Source organism: Pseudovibrio axinellae, assembly GCF_900110875.1.
Classification (GTDB): domain Bacteria; phylum Pseudomonadota; class Alphaproteobacteria; order Rhizobiales; family Stappiaceae; genus Pseudovibrio; species Pseudovibrio axinellae.
Window position 1 is genome coordinate 325501 of record NZ_FOFM01000002.1, and the last position, 21396, is coordinate 346896.

General features: G+C 50.6%; 16 protein-coding genes. 4 read left to right on the forward strand and 12 right to left on the reverse strand.

The features are described 5' to 3' along the window. Window positions 1-36: 36 nt before the first annotated feature. The 7 genes from BMZ51_RS06455 to rsmI all read right to left on the reverse strand — a co-directional run bounded on the left by BMZ51_RS06455 (window position 37) and on the right by rsmI (window position 10332). Window positions 37-2439 carry a transglycosylase domain-containing protein gene (locus BMZ51_RS06455; protein ID WP_244271370.1) on the reverse strand — a complete coding sequence of 801 codons (2403 nt, stop codon included), beginning with the start codon at window positions 2437-2439 and terminating at the stop codon, window positions 37-39. A gap of 279 nt (window positions 2440-2718) precedes the next feature. Then, window positions 2719-3561: a l-ornithine N(alpha)-acyltransferase gene (gene olsB / locus BMZ51_RS06460; RefSeq protein WP_139201357.1), complete on the reverse strand. Its 843-nt coding sequence runs from the start codon at window positions 3559-3561 to the stop codon at window positions 2719-2721. 359 nt (window positions 3562-3920) lie between these two features. Next, window positions 3921-6167 carry a PAS domain-containing hybrid sensor histidine kinase/response regulator gene (locus BMZ51_RS06465; RefSeq protein ID WP_208979332.1) on the reverse strand — a complete coding sequence of 749 codons (2247 nt, stop codon included), beginning with the start codon at window positions 6165-6167 and terminating at the stop codon, window positions 3921-3923. 65 nt (window positions 6168-6232) lie between these two features. Further along, window positions 6233-7759, reverse strand: a complete 1527-nt coding sequence (locus BMZ51_RS06470) for a YifB family Mg chelatase-like AAA ATPase (RefSeq protein WP_068004949.1) — start codon at window positions 7757-7759, stop codon at window positions 6233-6235. A gap of 177 nt (window positions 7760-7936) precedes the next feature. After that, complete coding sequence (gene gshB, locus BMZ51_RS06475; RefSeq protein WP_074881884.1) at window positions 7937-8920, reverse strand: glutathione synthase; 984 nt, start codon at window positions 8918-8920, stop codon at window positions 7937-7939. A gap of 115 nt (window positions 8921-9035) precedes the next feature. After that, window positions 9036-9446 (reverse strand): YraN family protein, encoded by a 411-nt coding sequence (locus BMZ51_RS06480; protein WP_082825598.1) that lies wholly within the window; start codon window positions 9444-9446, stop codon window positions 9036-9038. Further along, window positions 9409-10332 carry a 16S rRNA (cytidine(1402)-2'-O)-methyltransferase gene (gene rsmI / locus BMZ51_RS06485; RefSeq protein WP_068004950.1) on the reverse strand — a complete coding sequence of 308 codons (924 nt, stop codon included), beginning with the start codon at window positions 10330-10332 and terminating at the stop codon, window positions 9409-9411. The genes BMZ51_RS06480 and rsmI overlap by 38 nt, the downstream gene beginning before the upstream one ends. 260 nt (window positions 10333-10592) lie before the next feature. On the opposite strand from rsmI, the gene BMZ51_RS06490 reads away from it, so the two are divergent. From BMZ51_RS06490 to coaBC, 3 genes are all read left to right on the forward strand, one after another. Then, window positions 10593-11825: a penicillin-binding protein activator gene (locus BMZ51_RS06490; RefSeq protein WP_068004951.1), complete on the forward strand. Its 1233-nt coding sequence runs from the start codon at window positions 10593-10595 to the stop codon at window positions 11823-11825. 157 nt (window positions 11826-11982) lie between these two features. After that, window positions 11983-12348 (forward strand): VOC family protein, encoded by a 366-nt coding sequence (locus BMZ51_RS06495; RefSeq protein ID WP_068004952.1) that lies wholly within the window; start codon window positions 11983-11985, stop codon window positions 12346-12348. Between the two features lie 148 nt (window positions 12349-12496). Beyond that, window positions 12497-13699, forward strand: a complete 1203-nt coding sequence (gene coaBC / locus BMZ51_RS06500; protein WP_068004953.1) for a bifunctional phosphopantothenoylcysteine decarboxylase/phosphopantothenate--cysteine ligase CoaBC — start codon at window positions 12497-12499, stop codon at window positions 13697-13699. A 56-nt stretch (window positions 13700-13755) separates the two neighbouring features. On the opposite strand, the gene BMZ51_RS06505 is transcribed toward coaBC, so the two are convergent. From BMZ51_RS06505 to BMZ51_RS06520, 4 genes are all read right to left on the reverse strand, one after another. Then, window positions 13756-15405: a GMC family oxidoreductase gene (locus tag BMZ51_RS06505; protein WP_068004955.1), complete on the reverse strand. Its 1650-nt coding sequence runs from the start codon at window positions 15403-15405 to the stop codon at window positions 13756-13758. 253 nt (window positions 15406-15658) lie between these two features. Beyond that, window positions 15659-16159, reverse strand: a complete 501-nt coding sequence (locus tag BMZ51_RS06510; protein WP_068004957.1) for an MmcB family DNA repair protein — start codon at window positions 16157-16159, stop codon at window positions 15659-15661. A gap of 74 nt (window positions 16160-16233) precedes the next feature. Further along, entirely contained in the window at window positions 16234-17307 is a 1074-nt protein-coding gene (locus BMZ51_RS06515) for a hypothetical protein (RefSeq protein WP_068004959.1), read from the reverse strand. A gap of 19 nt (window positions 17308-17326) precedes the next feature. Next, window positions 17327-18691 (reverse strand): DEAD/DEAH box helicase, encoded by a 1365-nt coding sequence (locus BMZ51_RS06520; protein ID WP_068004961.1) that lies wholly within the window; start codon window positions 18689-18691, stop codon window positions 17327-17329. Between the two features lie 332 nt (window positions 18692-19023). Here BMZ51_RS06520 and BMZ51_RS06525 point away from each other — a divergent pair, with 332 nt between their 5' ends. Beyond that, window positions 19024-19341, forward strand: a complete 318-nt coding sequence (locus tag BMZ51_RS06525; RefSeq protein ID WP_068004963.1) for an ArsR/SmtB family transcription factor — start codon at window positions 19024-19026, stop codon at window positions 19339-19341. A 10-nt stretch (window positions 19342-19351) separates the two neighbouring features. Here the strand turns inward: BMZ51_RS06525 and BMZ51_RS06530 are convergent, their stop codons facing one another. Then, window positions 19352-21355, reverse strand: a complete 2004-nt coding sequence (locus BMZ51_RS06530; RefSeq protein ID WP_068004966.1) for a bifunctional DedA family/phosphatase PAP2 family protein — start codon at window positions 21353-21355, stop codon at window positions 19352-19354. Window positions 21356-21396 lie beyond the last annotated feature (41 nt).

Genomic DNA, 21396 nt, shown 5'->3' on the forward strand with positions numbered 1-21396 from the left:
ACTACAGAGTCCTAAGGAAGGGCTATGCGATCCGCATCACCCGCCACCAAACAACCTACCGAGCAGGTTAAGTGGGCTGGTGCTGTTTTCTTTTTGCGGCGGGGCAGATGTTGCTTGAACCGCAGGCTGGGCAATCTGCGGTTTTTGAGGTGCAGCTACAAGCGCAGGCTGGCGTCGCACGCGCACCGTACCCGGTTTTTGCAATGGCGATGTTTCAGCAAGGTTGATCGGGACGCCCGGTAATCTGGCAATCGGGATATTTTGATGCTGTGTTTCCATCACCCAAGCCCAGATTTCTGCGGGCAACGTCCCGCCGCTTACTTTTTTCATTGGCTTGTTGTTGTCGTTGCCAAGCCAAACAGCAGTTGTGAGCGAGTTTGTGTACCCAATAAACCAGGCATCCTTATAACCCTGTGTGGTGCCGGTTTTACCACCAGCCGGCCTGCCTGCCATTAAGGCCCGTTTGCCAGTACCGCTATAAATGGTCTGCGCCATCATTGTATTGATTTCGCTCAGCTTATCACCACGAATAACCCGCCCGGTGCCATCGCCAGAACGACGATAAAGCACCTCGCCCTTTTCATTGCGTATCTGGCGCACGATGTGAGGAACAACGCCGTAGCCTCCATTTGAAAATGGAACATACGCAGCAGCAATTTCCAGTGGAGTAACCTCCGAAGTGCCAAGTGCGATAGATGGGTTCGATTTCAGCGCAGAAGTAATGCCCAGTCGGCGGGCTGTGCGCGCAACATTTGCTGGGCCAACCTCATGCGCAAGCTTGGCTGCAACTGTGTTGATCGAGTAGGCAAGCGCTTGGGTCAGAGTTACGTCGCCATAGTAACGCTTGGTGTAATTCTTAGGCTTCCAGCCTCGATAGCTGACTGGTCCGTCCTTACGGATAGTTGTGGGGCTCATCCCGCGCTCGAGCGCAGCGAGATACACAAACGGTTTAAAAGCAGAACCAGGTTGCCTGCGTGCATAAACAGCGCGATTAAATTGGCTTTTGCGATAATCAACGCCGCCGACAAGTGCTCGAATTGCCCCATTACGGTTCAGCGTCACCACCGCTCCCTGAGCGACGTTAAGCTCTCGACCAGCCTCCGAAATGCGCGAGATAAGCGCTGTCTCAGCCGCCTTTTGCATATCCCAGTCAATCGTAGTGTCGACAATAATGTCTTCGCGAATGGAGCCTGCATAGCCAGGGAGCAGCTCCATCACATAGTCAGCAACGTAATTTCCACTGCTGCTGTTATGGCTGGAAACCACATGTGCGGGATTGAACAGCGCATTTTTTGCATCGTCAGCGGTTATGAAGCCGGCCTGATGCATTGCTGCAATTACAACTTGGGCTCGGCCCTCTGCTCGTGCTGCGTTGCGCGTTGGTGCATATTTGCTAGGTGCTTTCAAAAGCCCAGCAATGGTGGCAGCTTCTGCAAGGTTAATTAGGTGCGCGGACTTCCCAAAATAAACCCGAGAGGCTGCATCAACGCCATAGGCACCTGCACCAAGGTATACCCGATTCAGGTACATTTCCAAAATTTCGTCTTTGCTGTAGTTCCACTCCAGCCAAAGCGCCATCACTACCTCTTGCATCTTACGCTGCATGGTGCGTTCAGGCTTCAGGAACAGATTTTTTGCAAGCTGCTGGGTAAGTGTGGACCCTCCCTGCACAGTTCTGCCATTGGTGTAGTTGGTGATTGCTGCACGTACCAAGCCAATTGGATCGATTCCGAAATGATACCTGAATCTCCTGTCCTCAATCGCCATAACCGCCTTGGGCAAATAGTCTGGCAACTGCTCCAAACGTACAGCTTCGCCCCCAGTATCACCACGGTTGGCAATCAATGTTCCGTTTGCAGAAACGATACGCACATTGGGTGGGCGCTGCGGCACGGCCCATTCAGAAGCTGGCGGCAAATGAGCAGCATAATAGGCTAGTATGCCGCCAACGATCACGATGCCCCATATGCCCAGTACGACGCTCCAGTACATGGAGAACCGGAAGGTCCTCCAGAGGAACCTTTTGAACCTCCCGGTGGTTTTCGGCTTGCCGGAAGACGTTGCAGCATTCAGCGCGGCAAGCGTTTGTCGCTTTGCCTTACGTGTTGGTTTTTTCGTGATCCGCTTTGGCGAAGAAGCTTGCGAAGCTGCTGGGCGTTTAGCAGCTGGTCTTTTCGGTTGTTGATGTGCACGATGAGCGTCATGCCCACCGCTCGCGCGAGCTGACTGCTTACTGGTTGCAGCAACTCGGTTCGGGCGGCGGATATAATCTTCTTCCTCATCAGAGCGCAGAGCAACACCTTGCAATTGCGGGCGTTGAGGCTGAGCTGGTCGCTTAGGCGGCTGCCCTTCAGCACGTTGAGGAGGTCTGCCGGAAGGGCGCTGTCCGGGGCGCATTGGCCGCCGTTGCTTGCCATTTCCTTTTTGGCGTGTCGCCATCTCTCTCAACCACCTTAGTACCAACCTCACTCGATCCGGGGCGCAATATCGACATTTAAGATTGAGCCTACCTGAACAAGTGCAGGCTGCAATTCTACCTGAAAAGGAGAATGCGGCCCGAATATAAACACTTTAGATTTTAGGGAATCTCGCTTAATCGAGCGTTAAGCCATTCAAGCGAATTAGGTGCTTTGAGTTGCAAAAACTCAAGCAGGGCGGGTTTTCACACCACGAAATGCCAAAAGGAGCGCAAACCGCCCCTTTTATCGCACCGGTTGGTCAGCTTGCATACCGGCTGGCATCTTGACCATAGTAGTTGATATAGCGTGAGTTCAATTTGGACACAGGCATAATAATCAACACGTCGGTTGTGCCAAATTGATGGTCAATTACCGCTCCGTCACCGATAAAGGCTCCGAGACGCAAATATCCTTTGATCAATGGCGGTAGTGAACGAAGGGCCGCACGTTGATCGACTTTGTCTTTTGCGATCCGGTTCATGTCGACATATTGATCTGGAAGCGCTGCAACTTGCCACTCTTCCGGCGCACTGGCAAAATGATGCAGGAACGAAAGCTGCTGGGCCAAAAGGTCTGGATCAGTGCCTTCAATAGAGGCGCAGCCAATCATTACATCCACATTATGCATCAGCACATAAGACCAGATGCCGTGCCAGAGTAATTCAACAGTCTTCTTGGTGCGGTACGGTTTGAGAACGCAGGAGCGCCCAAGTTCCATGAAGTTGAGATCACTGTGGCGGTCCAAAATGCGCTGGATATCGAACTCGCTTGCCGTGTAAAAACCGCCATTCAATTCCGCAAGCTCCTGACGTAGCAAGCGATAGGTGCCAACGATCTGTGGCTTAAGTTTGGAAAATGGTTTGTTTCTAACCTGGCTGTTGTGGTCGACCACCAGCATGTGATCGCAAATATCATCGTAACTGTCGCGGTCAAGGCGCGTGAGCTGCGTTTGCGCATCAGCAATCGCCGACATTTCCTTGTAAAAAACGTCAAAGCGCAACCGCTGCGACATCTTGAGCTCTTTAGCACCATTAGACAGACGGACCTCAAGCGGACCAACTTTACCGAGGCTCTGCCCTGCCTCCGGCATCTTTCCAAGCATTGCCTGTGGGATCCACCGAGGTGCAGGTCGGCCTGCTAATTTGTTTGGTGTGATTTTTCTTACGATTTTCATCGGAGAAAGAATTCCAGACCCAGCCATACTGATAATATCTCATATTGCATTGGTATTTTAAAAACGAGCAATAGTGAGAACGCCTTTCTAAATTTGCACTAATTGAGTTACCCATGTCAATTTCAGGTAGTTAAATCTAAGTATAAGCCCATTTTAGGACATTTGAGTGACATTACACTAACATCTATCCATCTGGTCAGGCTCGTGTTTCCTCAACAATGCTGCTACCTCGGTTAATCTGAGTATAATCACCGCTTACTAATATTAAATAGGCTAAATATACCAATTTATCTTTTTGCATAGAGTTTTAGAACAGCCTCGAGTTCTTGTTGTTTCAGTGGCTTACCCAAGAAACCGTCTGCGCCCACCCTTATTGCTTTTTCTTTTGCCTCAGACATAACATCGGCAGAAACAACGTAAATTGGAATTTGCTCAGCTGTTTTATGTTTGCCGTCCCTGATTTGCGAAATCGCTTCTAACCCATCTAGACCGGGCATGTGCAGGTCCATTAATACGATATCAAAGGAACCGTTTGCGCACATCGAGACGGCCTTATGCCCATTCTCTGCCAGTTCAGCCTCGTGTCCCAATTTGTGGAGCAATGCCTTGATCAGCATCCAGTTGATTGGGTTGTCCTCTGCTACAAGAACGTTGAGGCTGGTCTTTTCTGAGGATGAGGTTTGCTCTGTAGGGTCGTCCAAAGGAGAGCATTCCCTTGGGTTTTTGGGGTGTGAGGCCGGTGTCGACGGTGAGAGTAACCGTAGCAACGAAGCGCGACGAACCGGGCGAGTAAGATAACCTGAAAACTCTCCCGTTTTAATGTCAGCAATCCGAGCTCTTTCCTGTGGTTTGATAAAGACAAAGACCTCCGGAGTGTCCCCAGTAGCCTGTCCCAAGAAGCTACGCATGTGTTCGACACACTCTTCGCCGACCAGAAGGCGACCAAACCGGGCGGTCTGAAAGTGCTCTTTTAGGCCATCAAGCCGGAGTATTTCTGCATGCAAGTACCCGCTGCTTTGGAGTGTTTTCTGCACAAGTTTAGCTTCGATATGATTGTCAGTCAGGATTGCAATCCGGTCTGTTTTCGGTTCTGCAACGTATTCACAAACCTGATCAATAGGCATTTCCAATAGAAACGTTGAGCCAGCACCTGGTTCAGTGTGAACGACCAGTTTGCTTTCCATAAGTTCGGCCAGCCGTTTTGAAATAGCGAGCCCTAAACCCGCGCCATCGAGTTTTCGATCACGGCCATACTCTCCTTGCTCAAACTCGCGGAAAATACGGGCAGCAGTCGCACCGTCCATTCCTGGGCCAGTGTCTTTAACGGCAAATTCCAGTAAATGTTTGCCAATTGCATTTCGGGAGACCTGCAAAGTCAGGGAAACACCGCCCTGCTCTGTGAATTTAATCGCATTGCCTACCAAGTTGTACAAAATTTGCTGCAAACGGGCCGGGTCGCTTTGGATCATATCTGGAACGGATGGGTGGATAAATGAACAGATTTGCAAGCCCTTTGCATGTGCTTTGGGCGAAAGCAGCTCCACAACGCGTTCTACCATTGGCACAAGGTCCACCTGGCCAGGTTCCAACTCCAGCTTTCCAGCCTCAATTTTGGAGTAGTCGAGCACCTCGTCGATAAGCATCAGGAGCGAGGACCCTGAGGCCTTGATTGCGTTAATGTAATTTTCCTGTTCGGCAGTCGTAGATGTGTCATCAAGGAGATCGGCCATTCCCAGAACGCCGTTCAAAGGTGTCCGGATTTCATGACTAACCATAGCTAGAAAACGAGACTTCGCCTCACTTGCATGGGCGGCAAGGTCGCGGTCTTCTCGCAGCTTTTGTTCAGCATGCCGCCTATCCGTCATATCAGTCAAAATCCACTGAATGATCGGAGCGCCGCCGCTTCCATCACGAACGCTGAGCCGAAGAAGAGAATACCAACGCGTTCCATGATTGGTGCGCAAGGCGACATCTTCTGTCGTGCCGCTGTTAGGCTCTTCCAGTTGCGGTGTGAAATTTTCAGCATAAGGCAGACGGATGCCTGTGCCGACTTCGATACCAAACCCGGAGGGAAAGCTCTGCCTTCCCGCATCATTAACGGAAAGAACCAGTCCACTGGTGTCGCAGCGTATCACAATGGCACCCAGAGCATCCAGAATGGAACGATGGCGCACATCTGCCTCTCGTAACTGCCAATCAGCGTCGCTGAGCAGTCCTGATGGATCCTCAAGCTGTTCCACCTCGCTCTGAATTTGGGCAGTATTCCAGCTCTGGGCGAGAATATCGCTCGCTGGAAAGCGACGAAACAAAATAGCACCTGCACCAAAAGCAAGCAAAACACCGTAGATACCCTGTGCAGATTGCAGTTCCGTCAGGGCGAGCGCAAAAAAAAGGCAGATACCACCAACGAGAATCGAGAGGATCTTCAAAATAGAAGAGGACGTTTCATTGGTTTGTGTCTGTTCAATTAAGGATGCGCGAGCATTGGAAACGACATGAGCACTTCCACTGGGTTTAAGTCTCTGTTTCAACACCGCTTTTGTTCCGCCCAAACTATCTTAATGTACCAATAACATGCAGAGAGTTAGGATATCACAGATTAGGCTGCTGCCAAGGTCGCTGAAGAGCGTTTGAAACTGAGTGCTTCTGCCAGATGAATCCGCTGAACAGCCTCAGAACCGTCCATGTCCGCGATAGTGCGCGAAAGCTTCAAAACGCGGTGGTATCCGCGCGCAGACAGGCCAAACTGCGTAGAGGCCCTTTCAATCAAGGCCTTACTCTCATTATCCAGCGCAACAATTTGCTCAATAATTCGGGCATTGGCGTGGGCGTTTACGGTGATGTCCAGCCCCATGGAAGTAAAGCGCGACAACTGAGTAGCGCGTGCGCGTGCCACACGTTGGGCTACAATGCTTGAGCTTTCTGACGGCTGAGGGCTAATCAGATCCTTAACGGAGACAGCAGGAACGTGAACTTGCAAGTCCATTCGGTCAAGAAATGGGCCTGATACCCGAGCCTGATACGAGCTGGCACACTTGTCGCCCCGCCTGCAGGTATGCCCTGGTTCTCCTGCGTAGCCGCATCTGCACGGGTTCATTGCTGCGACCACCTGCACCTTGGAGGGGTAGGTAACGCGGTAGTTGGCCCGAACGATCGACGCCACACCATTTTCAATTGGTTGTCGCAGGCTGTCCAGAACGGGGCTGTCAAATTCAGGTAACTCGTCGAGAAAGAGCACGCCATTGTGGGCCAATGACACTTCACCGGGTTTGGCTTTCATCCCTCCGCCAACCAATGATGCCATGGATGCTGAATGATGAGGCGCGCGGAATGGGCGCTGATTACTCAAGGCCCCGTCTTCCAGCTCGCCAGATATCGAAGCGACCATAGACACTTCAAGCAACTCACGTGCTGAAAGTGGGGGTAATAAGGAGGGTAACCGACTAGCCAGAAGGGTTTTTCCCGACCCTGGCGGGCCTACCATCATCAAATTGTGAGAGCCAGCTGCCGCGATTTCAAGCGCACGCTTTGCTGTTTCCTGGCCGCGAATATCAGCAAGATCAAGGGTGGGTGCAGCCTGCGGAGAGCTACGTGGTTTTGGATCGGAGAGCGTGATGTCCCCCTTGAAGTAACGATAAAGCTGCACCAGAGATTGAGCAGCGACGATTTTTAGATTTTCGTCAGCCCATGCTGCCTCCGAACCACAACTGGCGGGGCAAATCAGCCCTTTGTCTTGTGAAACAGCTGCGATTGCAGCGGGCAAGGCGCCATTTACGTGAGAAATACTGCCATCGAGCGAGAGTTCCCCCAAGACAAGATAATCCTCAACCACCTCTGCCGGAAGAGCCCCCATGGCGACCAGTAAACCCAATGCGATGGGGAGGTCGTAATGGGAGCCTTCTTTGGGCAAGTCAGCGGGTGCAAGGTTCACTGTTAAGCGTTTGGCGGGAAGTGCCAAGCCGGAAGCAATCAATGCAGACCGCACGCGCTCCTTACTTTCTGCAATGGCCTTATCTGGAAGGCCAACGAGTGTGAAGTGCACGGAACCAGAACTGATCTGGACCTGAACGTCAACATTTGCCGCGTCGACGCCCTGAAAGGAAACGGTAGAGATGCGAGAAAACACCAGACACTCCTGCAGCCACGAGCAAACCTCGCCATTGCAGTAATTAAGCAGGAACGAATAGGAAACTCACAAGCCTTGAATACTCAGAAATACGAAAGCCCCCAACAGAAGCCACCTATTAGTTTTAGGTGATATTCTATCGGGGGCTTTGGGAAAAAACATAACGGCTTAGTGTAGTCAGCCTTCTTTATTTTTCAGTTTCGTCTCAAGTACATCCCAAACCATAGCGGCGACATTAGGTCCACCGAGTTTTTGGATGGCCCGAATACCAGTTGGTGCTGTCACGTTGATCTCAGTCAGGTTGCCATCAATCACGTCAATACCAACGAGTATGAGACCCTGCTCTTTTAACGCAGGGCCAAGGCGAGCGCAGATCTCTCTTTCGCGTTCTGTTAGGTCGCTGTCTTTGGCAGAGCCTCCGCGCACCATGTTCGAGCGCAAATCACCAGCAGCTGGCACACGGTTTACGGCTCCAGCGAACTCTCCATCCACAAGTAGAATGCGCTTATCGCCATGTTTCACATTGGGCAAAAACTTTTGAATCACCCAGGGCTCTCTGAATGTGACGGAAAAGAAATCGTAGAGTGAGCCATAGTTGAGATCGTCTTGGGTCACACGAAAAACAGCAGCCCCACCATGCCCGAAGAGCGGTTTCATCACGATATCGCCATGGATATTGCGGAACTCGTCGATCTCTTCGCGATCATGTGTGATGAGGGTCGGCGGCATCAGGTCCGCAAACTGAGTCACAAACAACTTCTCAGGAGCGTTGCGCACGGAGATAGGGTCATTCACAACAAGCGTTGTCTTGCTGAGTTTTTCGAGAATGTGGGTTGCCGCAATATAAGCCAAGTCGAACGGTGGGTCCTGACGCATCAGAACAACATCCATTTCAGACATATCAACCCGCTGCGGTTCTCCGAAGCTGAAATGATTGTCAGCTTCGTCTTTCACTGAAACGGGTTCAACACGACACATAACCTTTTCGCCCCACATGGCCAGTCGCTCTGGCGTGTAGTGGTACAGTTCATAGCCACGATCTTGCGCTTCCAACATCAGAGCAAAAGCACTGTCTCCTGTAATGTTGATTGTGGAGATGTGGTCCATCTGAACAGCGACCTTAAGTGGTCGCTTGGCACCAGAAGAAGCTGGTTGTGACATAAGGCACTCCGAAAATACTGCGGGGTAAAATCCAATTAGAGATAATGGAAGTTAGAGGTTGATATGTGCTTGGAAAAGCAGTTTGTCTACATTTCGGAGATAAAATAATTATTTGTTAAAGAATTTCGGCTTCAAAAAAGTTTGGAAAATGCAGTGCTTTTCCTTGCCTAGGCAAAATAACTGCATCAAATCTAAGCGTTTTTCCCACCACATCGTTGTGGTAGGAAACCCACTCACGCGCTGCGTTTGCTATTCTTTTTTGTGAGCGGGGCGTAATTGCATACAGCCCCTCTTCTACATTTCGTCTCGCCTTAACCTCAACAAACACGATTGTTTGGTCTTGTTCGGCAATCAGATCGATCTCGCCCTGCTTGGTTTTGTAGCGCCGCTCCAAGATCTGCCAGCCTGCCTGCCGCAGCAAAATTTCAGCTTTAAGCTCAGCTTGCAGTCCTTTTCGGTAGGCGACTTGCTTCTTGTGCAGTTTGTTATCAGTCGCTTTTTGAGCCTTCGTCAGCGGTTCCTGCATTTTTAAGCTCCATAGCTCGGGTGTAAATCGTTTTTCGATCCACCCCGGTTGCTTTGGAAACTTTTTTGGCTGCAGTGCTCACCGGCATATCTTTCAATGCCTCCAGCAAAAGCGCGTCTGCATCAACCTCAGTGAGCTCTTTCTCTTCAGGTGGTGAGATCAGGATAACAATTTCTCCCTTTGGGCGATCCCCCGAGAAGAAGGCACTCAGTTCTGAAAGAGTTCCACGTTGAAAAGTCTCGAACCGTTTGGTGAGTTCGCGAGCAACAACGGCAGCGCGGTCACCAAGTGTTTCTTCCATATCAGCAAGTGAAGCACCCACTCTGTGCGGGCTTTCATAAAAGACGAGTGTTGCTGGAATATCCTTGAGTTCCTCAAGTCTTTTCTTCCTACCATGGGTTTTGTTTGGCAGAAAACCGGCAAACAGGATCGTGTCAGACGGCAAGCCTGCTCCAACCAACCCGCTAAGCATTGCAGATGCACCAGGAATAGGCACAACTTTATGGCCCTGCTCAACCATATCGCTGACGAGGCGGAAGCCAGGGTCTGAAATCAGCGGAGTTCCCGCGTCAGAAACCAGTGCCACAGCCTTGCCTGCCGTCAGAGCCTCCAAAATTTTAGGGCGCTGCTTTTGTGCATTATGCTCATGGTAGGTCATCATCTGGGTGCGAATTCCGTAGCGTTGCAACAAGACACCCGTCACTCGGGTATCTTCGCAGGCGATAAGGTCGCTGGCTGCAAGCGTTTCAAGAGCTCTGATTGTGATGTCTTGCAAATTTCCGATCGGAGTCGAAACGATATGAAGCCCCGGTTCAATCCGTTTAGCCGTAAGCGAATGGTCGCCTATGTAGTATTTCCGTTTGGATGCAGCTTCGGAATGATCCATGATCGCCTCGTGAGAGCTCACAAAATGTGAGTAAGTTTTGCACAGTAGAGAGTGCACATCTAACCAACAAACCGCAAAATGACTAATTACAACGGGGAGTTTTTGACAGAATCCTGAAAAAACTCGGATTTCCGAGGGTTGAGACTGTATTAAATCCGGCGGATCTGTAGAAATAAACCAAACTAATTGTAAATTGCCGGATTTTATTCCTTACAAAACGAGGGATTGATCGAACGGCCTTCGGAATAGATGGGGCAACCATGAGCTTAGGAACAGCCACTGTGCGTGGAATGAGCTTCCGCAAACTCGTGACAGGAGCTACTCTCGGTATCTCGGTCCTGTTAGCCGGTTGCGTTAATTCGCCGAACTATTCTTCGGTGAATACGCCTTATCAACCTAATTTAGACCCTAATATGCAGCCGGGCTTAGTTTCTGGACGCACCATTGGCAACGGCTCCGTACGTGTTGGTTTGCTGTTGCCATATTCGGGTGATGGGCAATCAGCCACTTCTGTTGCAACCCTCTTTGAGAACTCAGCAAAGCTCGCTCTTGAAGATTTTCAGGGGGCCGACATTCAGTTGCTCGTAAAAGATACGGGCGGGACAGCGGAAGGGGCAAGCCTTGCAGCTCAGCAGGCAATCAGTGAAGGTGCTGAGCTCCTGATTGGTCCAGTGTTCGCATCTGCCGTAAAAGGGGCATCAACAGTTGCACGCCGCTCAGGGGTGCCAATTGTTGCATTTTCATCAGATACCAACGTTGCTAAGTCGGGAACTTACTTACTGAGCTACCTGCCGGTATCCGATGTAAATCGCATCGTGTCCTATGCAGCAGAACAGGAGCGTCGTTCCTATTCTGCGCTCCTACCTAATAATGCATACGGTGCTGTTGCAGAAGCCGCATTCCGTCAGGCTGTTGGGCAGACAAGTGGCCGCATTGTCGCCATTGAGCGCTACTCGCCAGGTAATGCAGAAGACATACGTGCTCGTGTTTCCAGTTTAAGCCGCTCTATTTCTCAGGTGGACACGTTATTTGTGCCAGAAGGAGGCGGCGTTCCTCCATTTGTGATGCAGGTTATGACCGAGATGGGCGCAAGCCTGGGCGAAGTTAAAATGATTGGCAGTGGGCAGTGGAACACACCCGACATACTCCAATCTCCGGTTATGGTTGGGAGCTGGTTCCCGGGCCCAGATAACCAAAGCTTCGAACGCCTTGCAACGCGTTATCGTGAGGCATTTGGTTCACAGCCGCCGCGAAACGCTTCTCTTGCATATGATGCAACAATTCTGGCTGCTGGTCTGGTGCGTTCAACGGGACCAGATCGCTTCTCAAGCCGTGTTTTGACCAACCGTGATGGCTTCCTTGGGATTGACGGTATTTTCCGTTTTCAGCAAAATGGCCTAAACAACCGTGGTCTGGCCGTTTATGCGATTTCGGGCAAGGGTGATGCAGAGCCGATCGCACCGGCACCTCGCAGCTTCACTGGCCAGTTTTAGGTCACTAAATTTTCGTAAAAGGCCTCCCTCGTAAGAGCGAGGCCTTTTTTACGTCTGCATTGGCTCCAATTGAATTGGTTATATTTGCCATGCAGTTATGTGGAGCATTTAAGTTCTATCCGCGAACGCGCCATTTCAAAAGCTGAGGCAAGTTGCGATGCAGGAGCTACGTTTCCATCACGTTGGCATTCCAACCAACGAACGATTGCCAAGAGCTGACCACAACGAAAAGCTCAAGCTCACCGCAACCGGTTACTTTGACGGCCCCTATGCCGTTGAATGGATGAACTTTGACGAGGATAATTCACTTCCTGAAATCATCAAATCAATCCCGCATGTTGCCTATGTGGTTGACGATCTGGATGAAGCTCTTAAGGGTAAGAACGTCATTCTACCTCCGCAAAGCCCAACGGAAAATGTTCTGGTTGCATTCATATTGGAGGGGAGAAATCTGATTGAGCTGATGCAATTTGACAAACCTGAACAAGAAATCTGGCCACATCCCAACAAATTCAGGCTCTAAAAGGTTGCTGCGAAGCCGCAATTTGCTCAATGGGACGAACGGCCTTTAGGAAACTAATGAAATTGCTCGGGAAAACAGATAGAAATACCCCAGTATATGAGTTGGCGGGCCTGGCGATAGTAAAGCCTGCACAAAAGGTGGTCTTAAAATGCTTTCAGACAAGCGCATTCTTCTCATCATAACTGGCGGTATTGCGGCTTACAAATCGTTGGATTTGATCCGCCGGCTTCAGGAGCGAGGTGCAAAGGTTCGGGCAGTTCTCACCAATGGCGGGTCACAGTTCATCACGCCGCTGGCCGTGGGTGCGCTAACGGGTGATACAGTGTTTACCGAACTGTTTGACCGAGAAGCAGAGCATGACGTAGGCCATATCCGCTTGTCGCGTGAAGCCGATCTTGTTGTTGTCGCACCGGCAACTGCAAATATTATGGCAAAGATGGCACATGGACTGGCAGATGATTTGGCCTCTTGTGTGTTGCTTGCAAATGACAAACGAGTCCTGGTTGCTCCTGCGATGAACTCAAAGATGTGGAGCCATCCGGCAACGCAGCGCAATATCGTGCAGCTGAAGGCTGATGGTATCAACTTCATTGGCCCGAATGCAGGCGAAATGGCAGAAAAAAGCGAGGCAGGCTACGGGCGCATGTCTGAGCCACTGGAAATTGTCGCTGAGATTGAAGCCCTGCTTTCTCCAAAAGAGCAACCCTTAAAGGGAAAGCGTGTTGTCATCACAGCAGGGCCAACGCTGGAGGCAATTGACCCTGTGCGCTACATCGCCAACAGATCCTCAGGCAAACAAGGTTATGCAATTGCTGAAGCCGCGGCTGCGGCTGGAGCGCAAGTGACCCTTGTATCTGGTCCGGTCAGCTTGGGAGACCCCCGAGGCGTTGAAACCATTCGCGTGGAATCTGCAAGCGCCATGCTCGCGGCTGTTAAAAGCGCTTTACCTGCTGACGTTGCGGTGATGGCAGCAGCTGTTGCCGATTGGCGCGTTGCCCATGATAGTGATCAGAAAATTAAGAAGGACGGCAGCGGGCTCCCACCTGCCCTAAATCTTATTGAAAATCCAGATATCCTGAAAACGGTCGGACACCTACACGAGGATCGTCCGAAATTGGTAGTTGGTTTCGCTGCCGAAACGAATGATTTAATTGAGAATGCGCGCGGGAAACTGGAACGCAAAGGTGCTGACATGATTGTAGCTAACGATGTCAGCCCTGAAAATAACGTCATGGGCGGTGATAACAACACTGTCCGCCTTGTGACCCGTGACGGTGTCGAAGATTGGCCAAAAATGGCTAAGGAAGATGTCGCAAAGCAGCTGGTCACAAAGATTGCTGAGCTTTCTTAAACTGGCGGTCCTTTACGAGTGAAAAGGCCGGTTTAAGAAACCGGTCTTTGTTTTCGTTAGGCAGTCGTACCCTGTTCGCTCTGGCTCTCCGCCCTCAGTATCGGCTTGCCGAGGATCAAATCAGAGGCCTTCTCCGCAATCATCATTGTTGGCGCATTGGTATTGCCAGAGATTAGGGAGGGCATTACAGAGGCATCAACAACGCGCAATCCGTGAAGCCCATGAACCTTTAGGTCTGGCCCGACAACAGCCATCGCATCCTTGCCCATCTTGCAGGTTCCGACAGGATGATAAATCGTTTCGGCTCGTTCACGCACAGCATCTTTGATGCTTTGTTCATCTTGTCCAAGCTCATGAAGCGGTTTTGTCCGATACTTGGATAATTCTGGCGCTTCCAGAATATCCCTGGTGAGACGAATACCCTTGACCAGAACATCCAGATCTTCTGGATCTGTGAGATACTTTGGATCGATCCTTGGGGCATCGAGTGGGTTTGCCGATTTTAGGCCAACTTCACCTGTTGATTTGGGGCGTAACGCACAAACGTGACAACCGAACCCATATCCGTAATGAAAACTGCGGCCATGCTGATCGATGATTGCAGTCACGAAGTGCAGTTGAATGTCAGGACGATCTAAATCGGGGCTACTCTTCAAAAATGCGCCACCTTCTGCGCCAGGTGAAGCCAGCATCCCGGTACCATCTTTCCGCCACCTGAAGGCTTCTTTAACCACCTGAATGGCACCCGAAATGCATAAGCCCAGCATGCCTGGGTCTTTTGAACGGTAGCTTAGCGTATAATCCAGATGGTCTTGAAGGTTTTTGCCCACGCCTGGAAGGTCGTGTACGACCGGAATATTGTGCTTTGCCAGCTCATCAGAGGGACCAACCCCAGATAGCATGAGAAGATGTGGGGATTGGAAGGCCCCGGCCGAAAGGATCACTTCTCGCTTGGCTTTAACAGTCGAAAGCTTGCGTTTATGGCGATACTCCACGCCAACGGCCTTTTTCCCTTCAAAAACAACTTTTGTGGAACGAGCACGCGTGATTACTGTTAGGTTTGGACGCTCCATAACAGGATGCAAATAGGCCGCCGCAGCCGAGCAGCGCTCCCCTTTTTTGTCCGCCTGATGGAACTGGGTAACCTGATAAAGCCCCGCCCCCTCTTGGTCGCCATTGTTGAAATCATCGTTGCGTTTGAACTGCTGGCCTTCAGCTGCAGCAACAAAGGCATGAGAGATAGGGAATGGAGTGCGTTGGTCTGAAACATGAAGTGGTCCTGTCCCGCCATGCTCTTCACTTTCGCCATGCTCATAGCATTCGGATCTCTTGAAGTAGGGGAGAACGTCCTCGTAGGACCAGCCATCTGCGCCCTGTTCAACCCACCCGTCGTAGTCTTCTTTTTGGCCGCGAATATAAAGTTGGGCATTAATGACGCTCGAACCACCAAGGGCCTTACCACGTGGCTGGTACGTTGTTCTATCGTTCAGTTCTTTCTGCGGTTCGCTTTCAAAAGACCAGTTGTTGATTGGAAACGGTCGCCCTGACACTGTGGCAGCAATGCCAATGGGAGCGCGCACGATCACAGATTTGCCCTCTCCACCTGCTTCCAATAGGCAGACAGAAACTGACGGGTCTTCAGAAAGACGTGACGCAAGCACGCTACCTGCCGAGCCACCGCCCACAATCACATAATCAAAATCCATAGCGCACCTCCCCAGGAACGTATCCTCGCTTCCGAAAGGTAGGTTGTACCTTTGAAACGAAAACGCAAATTCACCTCAAATACTTTGAACTGTCTGCCCTTGTAGAAAGCAGTAGTGAACTTTGATGTTAGAGAGCCTTTACCTAAACGGAAACATGGACCTTCTGGTGAATAACAGCTCGAACCAAAAAAATAAAAGGAGTTGATCTGAATTTATGTTTAATTATAAGTATTTACGCCCATTGCTCCCCAGCTTATCCCCTGCGTAAATTTTGTTGATTTAGGTCAGTCAGATCGTGCAGTTTGTTGGCTGCGACCTGTGCAAACCGCAAAATAACTGCCTTTCGTGTTGCCGCAGCTAGCTTATGCTCGGGCGCTTCTCGAATAATCTCTGCCATATAATCGTCAGCTAAGAGAAAACCAGCCTCTTCAGGAAAAATCTCCTGCGGCACGTCTGCGCTGGTCGCAAAAAACAAACGGTCACAATATTGGCGGTATTCATGCCATTTCTGATCGGCTTTGAAATCTTCAATTGAAGACTTGATTTCGATGATCCATATCTCTGATTTCTTGCCAATCACCACCAGATCCGCTCGCCGCCCAGAGGCTAGCGTGACTTCCGGCAGGCTTGAAAGACCAAGCACACGCATGTACCGCTGAACGCCGCGCTGAATTTTGAGTGCGCGTTCCGACTGCCGACCATCAACGAGTGGGTTATCGAGCTGAACTCGATTTGATCCCTTCACAAATTCCATCGCTTCGTTCCCAGTTTGTTCTTAATATATTAGCAAGCTGTTGAACAAATTCAATCCAATATTGGTTTTAGCATTCAGTAAATTTTGGGCAGCACGACTTTGAGCCGGATGGCAAGGTCTGTCATGCGTGCGTCTATTGGAAAGAGCCCTGTGCACTCAAGCAGCGCATCCTTCGCCCGTTTGATGTCTGAGCTGTGCTCGTAAAGCTCCGCAGCGCGTATGAGGAATTCCTTGCGCCAACGTTTTGGTGTTGTCATCATCACGGCGTCATTTTGTATCGCTCGGTGCCACTTAAAAAGCAATTGAGCGCCCTCATATGGCTTCTCATGAATGGCCAATCGCTCCGCCTCCAGTTTGCCGTAGCCAGGGTTGCCTAAGATCGATGCCATAGTTTCTTGCACAACGGGCGCTTCATTTTGGGCAAGCCTACGCCCCAAGCTTACAAGCGCTTCACACTCGTCCATACTTGGCGCGATCATTAGTTGCCGGGCTAAAAGAAGCTCAGGAACATTGCGGTTGAACGTCTTTATGAGCTGGCGAATAATGTTGAGTGTGTATAGCTGGTCATGCAAAGCATGAGGGCCGGCAAGTCCATAACAATGCCTATTCTTATCCCATGGAAGTCGCTGAATATTGAGATATCCGCTGGTGTCCACCCAATCGAATAATCCAAAAAACAGGTGAACGGGGTACTCTTGTGCCTGTGATAGCAGTGCGTGTAGTACGGATGTGTCGGGATAAGGTTGCTTCACATAAGCAACGCTTTGCGTACCCGCAGCGCCCAGCTCCAACTCTGGTGAAAACGCGAAAATCTCGCCGTCTCCGCGGCGAAGCCCGGTGATTAGGGCGCCGTAAGCCCCCATAGATGCGCCGTAGTATATAATTCGCTTCGGCTCTTCACGTGCAATCGCGTCGTCAATCGCAGCGTCGATTTCGTGCTCGGCATTGAGATACCATTGAGAGCCAATGTCATTCAAAAACACAAGCGAGTGCTGCGTCTTGGCAAATAAACGCTCAAGACCAAACTTTCCAGAAGGTATCCGCACCTGTGAGAAGACAACAACCAGCACTCCGCTGCCTGCACCGAGTTGGAGTTTTACCTCCAGCCCGCTTGGTGACGTGTCTGATGCAGCGAAATGCTCTAGCATGTGCCTGAAGCGCTTAAGACTACTTGCGCTTTAGATAGACACCGCTGCCGCCAGTTGGCGAGGATGTATTATCAGATGGCTTGCTCGGCGCCCGGCGTGGTGGTGCTTTCGGGCTAGATTTTGCAGTAGGTTTGCCCTTCGGCTTTTTAGTGGCCTTCCCACTTCCCGCACCCTTGCGCGCTCCGCCACCTTTTAGTTTCTTGCCCGCTAATTGTGCGCTTCCGCGTGCGCTTTTGGGTTCGCGGTCGGATGGGAAGAACGTGTAGCCTTCCATTTCGGCAATTTTCTTGCCAATCAGCTTTTGAACAGCGCGTAACATGCCGCGATCTTCCGGCAAGCAAAACGTAATTGCAGTACCGCTTTTTCCAGCGCGTGCAGTACGTCCGATGCGGTGAACGTAGTTTTCAGTAGCATTGGGCATGTCATAGTTGATGACGTGCGAAATGTCTGAAACATCAATTCCACGGGCTGCCACATCAGTGGCAACCAGTGTTTTCAGGTTCCCGCGTTTGAACTTGTCGAGCGTCTTTTGGCGTTCGGCCTGAGACATGTCACCGTGGATGGCCTCAGCAGGTATACCCTCAAGATTGAGCCGTGCTGCCAGACGAGCGCTACCCTTTTTGGTGAGTGTAAACACCAGTGCGCGTTCGCAGTCGTCTTTTTCAATCAAGCTCTTGAGTAAAGCGTACTTGGCATCAGCTTCCAAGTGGGCAATCTGCTGAATAACGCTTTCAACAGTCGTCGCCGGTGGTGCCGTACTCACTTCAACAGGATTTGTTAGAAAGCGATCAGCCAGATCATGGATTTCTTTTGGCATCGTGGCAGAAAAGAACAGCGTCTGGCGTTCTTTAGGCAGCAGATAAGCAATCTCTTCCAGTTCAGCAATAAAGCCCATGTCCAGCATCTGGTCAGCTTCATCAAGAACGAAGATCTCAAGTTCATCAAAACTGACACCGTTTTTGCGGTGCAGATCTAGCAGGCGGCCCGGGGTTGCTACCAGCACATCCAGCCCACGCTGAAGAGCGCGAAACTGCGGAGGAAATGGCACGCCACCAACAACACAGCTGCTGTACATTTTTGTACGGCCAGCATAGGCCTTGATGTTTTTGGTAATCTGATCTGCCAGTTCACGTGTTGGCGTCAGAATAAGGCTGCGCACACTTTTGGGTGCCGCCCGAAACCGGCTCTCAAGCAAGCGCTGTAGAAGCGGCACTGCGAAAGCTGCGGTTTTACCTGTTCCAGTCTGGGCAAGACCAAGCAGGTCCCTTCCTTCCAGAATAGATGGAATAGCATTTTCCTGAATAGGTGTTGGCTGGCTGTAGCCTTTGGCTTTCAGCGCAATCTGAAATGGTTTTGCAACACCAAGTTTGTCGAAGTCGGTCAAACAGTGATCTCTCAAATGAGCAGAATATCCGATATTGGCTCTGCTGATATCATTGCGTGTCTAGGTAATTTTGCAGGAAGAAGTCTCTGCAATTTGTTTTGTTGGAGCTATTACCATAGACCCGCCATGTTATGCTAGAATTATCGCGAGAGAGCATAATATTCCAGCTGTCTCGCGAAGAAAAAAATTGAAACTTGGTTAGATCAGTTCAACTACTTGAATGTTTCGTGTTCTTCGTTATGTATGAGTGTCAAGAAAAATGATGCCGCTATTTTGGCCTACATCCTATAGATGCCGTGCTGCTGTTAACATTAAAGATTAGGGTTCAAGCTTTGATTGACGCAAATTTTGAAGATTTGGAAGAAAACGCTGAGGAAGCTGCGCGGCTTCTTTCAAATATGGCACATCCGAAGCGTTTGATGGTGCTCTGTCGTCTTGTCCAGGGCGAATGTACTGTAGGTGAACTGGCCGAGGTTGTTAATTTAAGCCAATCAGCGCTTTCACAACATCTTGCAAAAATGCGCGCTAGCAATCTGGTTGCCACGCGCCGCAGCGCTCAAACGATTTACTACTCCTTGGCAAGTAGAGAGGTCGAGGCAGTATTGCAAACCCTTTATGGCCTTTACTGTGCTCCTCAGGAAAACGCCTGAGATAGGTTGATCACGGTCCTGCAATAATCACTGAGCTACCATCCCATCTGAGTTTTTCTGATGCGTTTGGTAGCTTCATGAACATTCTTAGATCGATCGGGATCTCTTCCCCAGACGTGAGGCCAGAAAACTCACCGAAAAGCCGGACGGTTTCTTCATCCAGCGCTCCCCCAATATACAAATCAGATAGTGTTCCGTTAACATCGGAGAGCTGGAAACGGGTTTTCCAGAGCCAGAAGACTTGCCTGTGGTCCTGATCGCTTTCATAAACCATCGTCAGCGCAGGCAGGAAGCCAGCATTGGTGTGTGGCACTGGTGGTAAGTCTCCCGCTGGGGTTTCGCCCTTCAGGTAACCTGTTGCTGTCGGCAAAGACCATTCTGGGGCTCTGTGCCAGCCGAGTTGTACAAGGTAATGTTCCAACTCCTGCGGCGTGCCGGACCATTGCAGATTGATCGGCTCTTCAAGTTCCCCAGTGATGGAAATGCGCTTGGCTGGCAGCAAGCGCCAGTCCTGCGTGCGCCAGTTGGTTTTCTGGATAACGACAGACTTGCTGCGAGGCTGGTAGGCTTCACTTGCAGTTGTGTAGTTCATGCTGATGTGCCAGAGCGAGGCAACAGCAAGCGCACTGATTGAGATGATCGTAAGTGCTGTTCTTCCCACTTTCTCGTTATGGATATGCCCGAAGACAAACGAGAAGAAGAAGACCGTACCTGAGCCAAACAGCAGGCCGGCAAGAACGTCAGAAAGCCAGTGCGCGCCAAGGTAAACGCGAGAAAAGGCAATCAAAATCGCAAAGGTCGCAGCCAGAGAATAAATGATTGTCTTTGTCAGGCGGGATCTTTCATGGGCGATCAGAACGGCAACAACACCAATCAAAACCGTGTTGATCGTTGCATGGCCGGATGGAAACGAAAAAGAGTCGGCACCCGAATAGAGTTCAATTGGGCGCTCTCTTCCGATCAGGGCCTTTGTGATAACCACGAAAATTGAGGAGCTGACCATTGCGATGGCAAAGCCAGTTGCTCGGCGCCAGGCTTTGCGTGCAAATAGATAAATGCCCACCGCAAGGGTGACAGTTGCAGTCACACTCCCATCACCCATCATGGTGATCATGACCATCACTTTATCAATGATAGGCGTGCGTGCTATCTGGAAGAAATTGCTGATCGCAAGGTCGGCGCGTGCCATGGGCATGCCTGGAGCAACTGCGCCTGTGAACCAGATAAAGCCGGGCAAGGTCACAAGCAAAAAGAATGCAGACACCAGCATACCGACGCTGCGTGGGTTCTCTGGGTCGTATGTTCTTGCGATCCAACGGCTGAAATGGCCAGGTCGCCGGCCAAGCCAGTTTACAATTGCTTGATGTGAGCCGCCAACGATTGGCAAAATAAACATAATCAGCCAGCGAATAAGCGCGACGGCTATCAGAAGGACTAACAAAAGCGCGCCAAGGATGATTGCAAGACGTGTGTTTATTTCGCCAATAGCAAACAAGGCAGAGCCAGCCATAACACCTGGTATTAAATGCAGGGCTGACCAGGCAAACGCAGAGGTAATGTTGAAGAATGTGAAGCGGCCAAAGCTCATATCCGCCATTCCGGCAATGCCGGGTACAACAGACTTCACACCCGGAACAAAGCGGCCGATAAAAATGCTTTTACCGCCGTGCTTGGCAAAATAGTCTTCGCCGCGCTGTAACCAGTCTGGATACCTGCTCAGCGGCCATATACCCCGCACTTTGTCCTTGTAAAAGTAGCCAAACCAGTAGGAAAACGCGTCACCAGTCACGGCGCCAGCTGTCGTCCATAAGAAAATACTCAGGAAATGCAGTTCCCCAAGGCCGATCAGTGTTCCTGCTCCAACAAGAACAACCGTACTTGGAAAGACAAGCCCTATCAGAAACAGCGCTTCGCCCATAGCGACAACAAAACAGATCAGGCCAGCGAAAGCTGGGTTTGCCGTAATAAAATCTACTATATGGTTGAGGAATGTGGTGACGAAATCGACGTTCACTGAAAAGTCTCTAGCTCTTTCATAAATCACTTAGATCGCTG

What these genes read in the sequence shown, in the direction of transcription:
- BMZ51_RS06455 (WP_244271370.1), bottom strand. Translation starts at nt 2,439, where the DNA reads ATGGCGACACGCCAAAAAGGAAATGGCAAGCAACGGCGGCCAATGCGC.
- olsB (WP_139201357.1), bottom strand. Translation starts at nt 3,561, where the DNA reads ATGCTTGGAAAGATGCCGGAGGCAGGGCAGAGCCTCGGTAAAGTTGGT.
- gshB (WP_074881884.1), bottom strand. Translation starts at nt 8,920, where the DNA reads ATGTCACAACCAGCTTCTTCTGGTGCCAAGCGACCACTTAAGGTCGCT.
- BMZ51_RS06480 (WP_082825598.1), bottom strand. Translation starts at nt 9,446, where the DNA reads ATGCAGGAACCGCTGACGAAGGCTCAAAAAGCGACTGATAACAAACTG.
- rsmI (WP_068004950.1), bottom strand. Translation starts at nt 10,332, where the DNA reads ATGGATCATTCCGAAGCTGCATCCAAACGGAAATACTACATAGGCGAC.
- BMZ51_RS06490 (WP_068004951.1), top strand. Translation starts at nt 10,593, where the DNA reads ATGAGCTTAGGAACAGCCACTGTGCGTGGAATGAGCTTCCGCAAACTC.
- BMZ51_RS06495 (WP_068004952.1), top strand. Translation starts at nt 11,983, where the DNA reads ATGCAGGAGCTACGTTTCCATCACGTTGGCATTCCAACCAACGAACGA.
- coaBC (WP_068004953.1), top strand. Translation starts at nt 12,497, where the DNA reads ATGCTTTCAGACAAGCGCATTCTTCTCATCATAACTGGCGGTATTGCG.
- BMZ51_RS06505 (WP_068004955.1), bottom strand. Translation starts at nt 15,405, where the DNA reads ATGGATTTTGATTATGTGATTGTGGGCGGTGGCTCGGCAGGTAGCGTG.
- BMZ51_RS06510 (WP_068004957.1), bottom strand. Translation starts at nt 16,159, where the DNA reads ATGGAATTTGTGAAGGGATCAAATCGAGTTCAGCTCGATAACCCACTC.
- BMZ51_RS06515 (WP_068004959.1), bottom strand. Translation starts at nt 17,307, where the DNA reads ATGCTAGAGCATTTCGCTGCATCAGACACGTCACCAAGCGGGCTGGAG.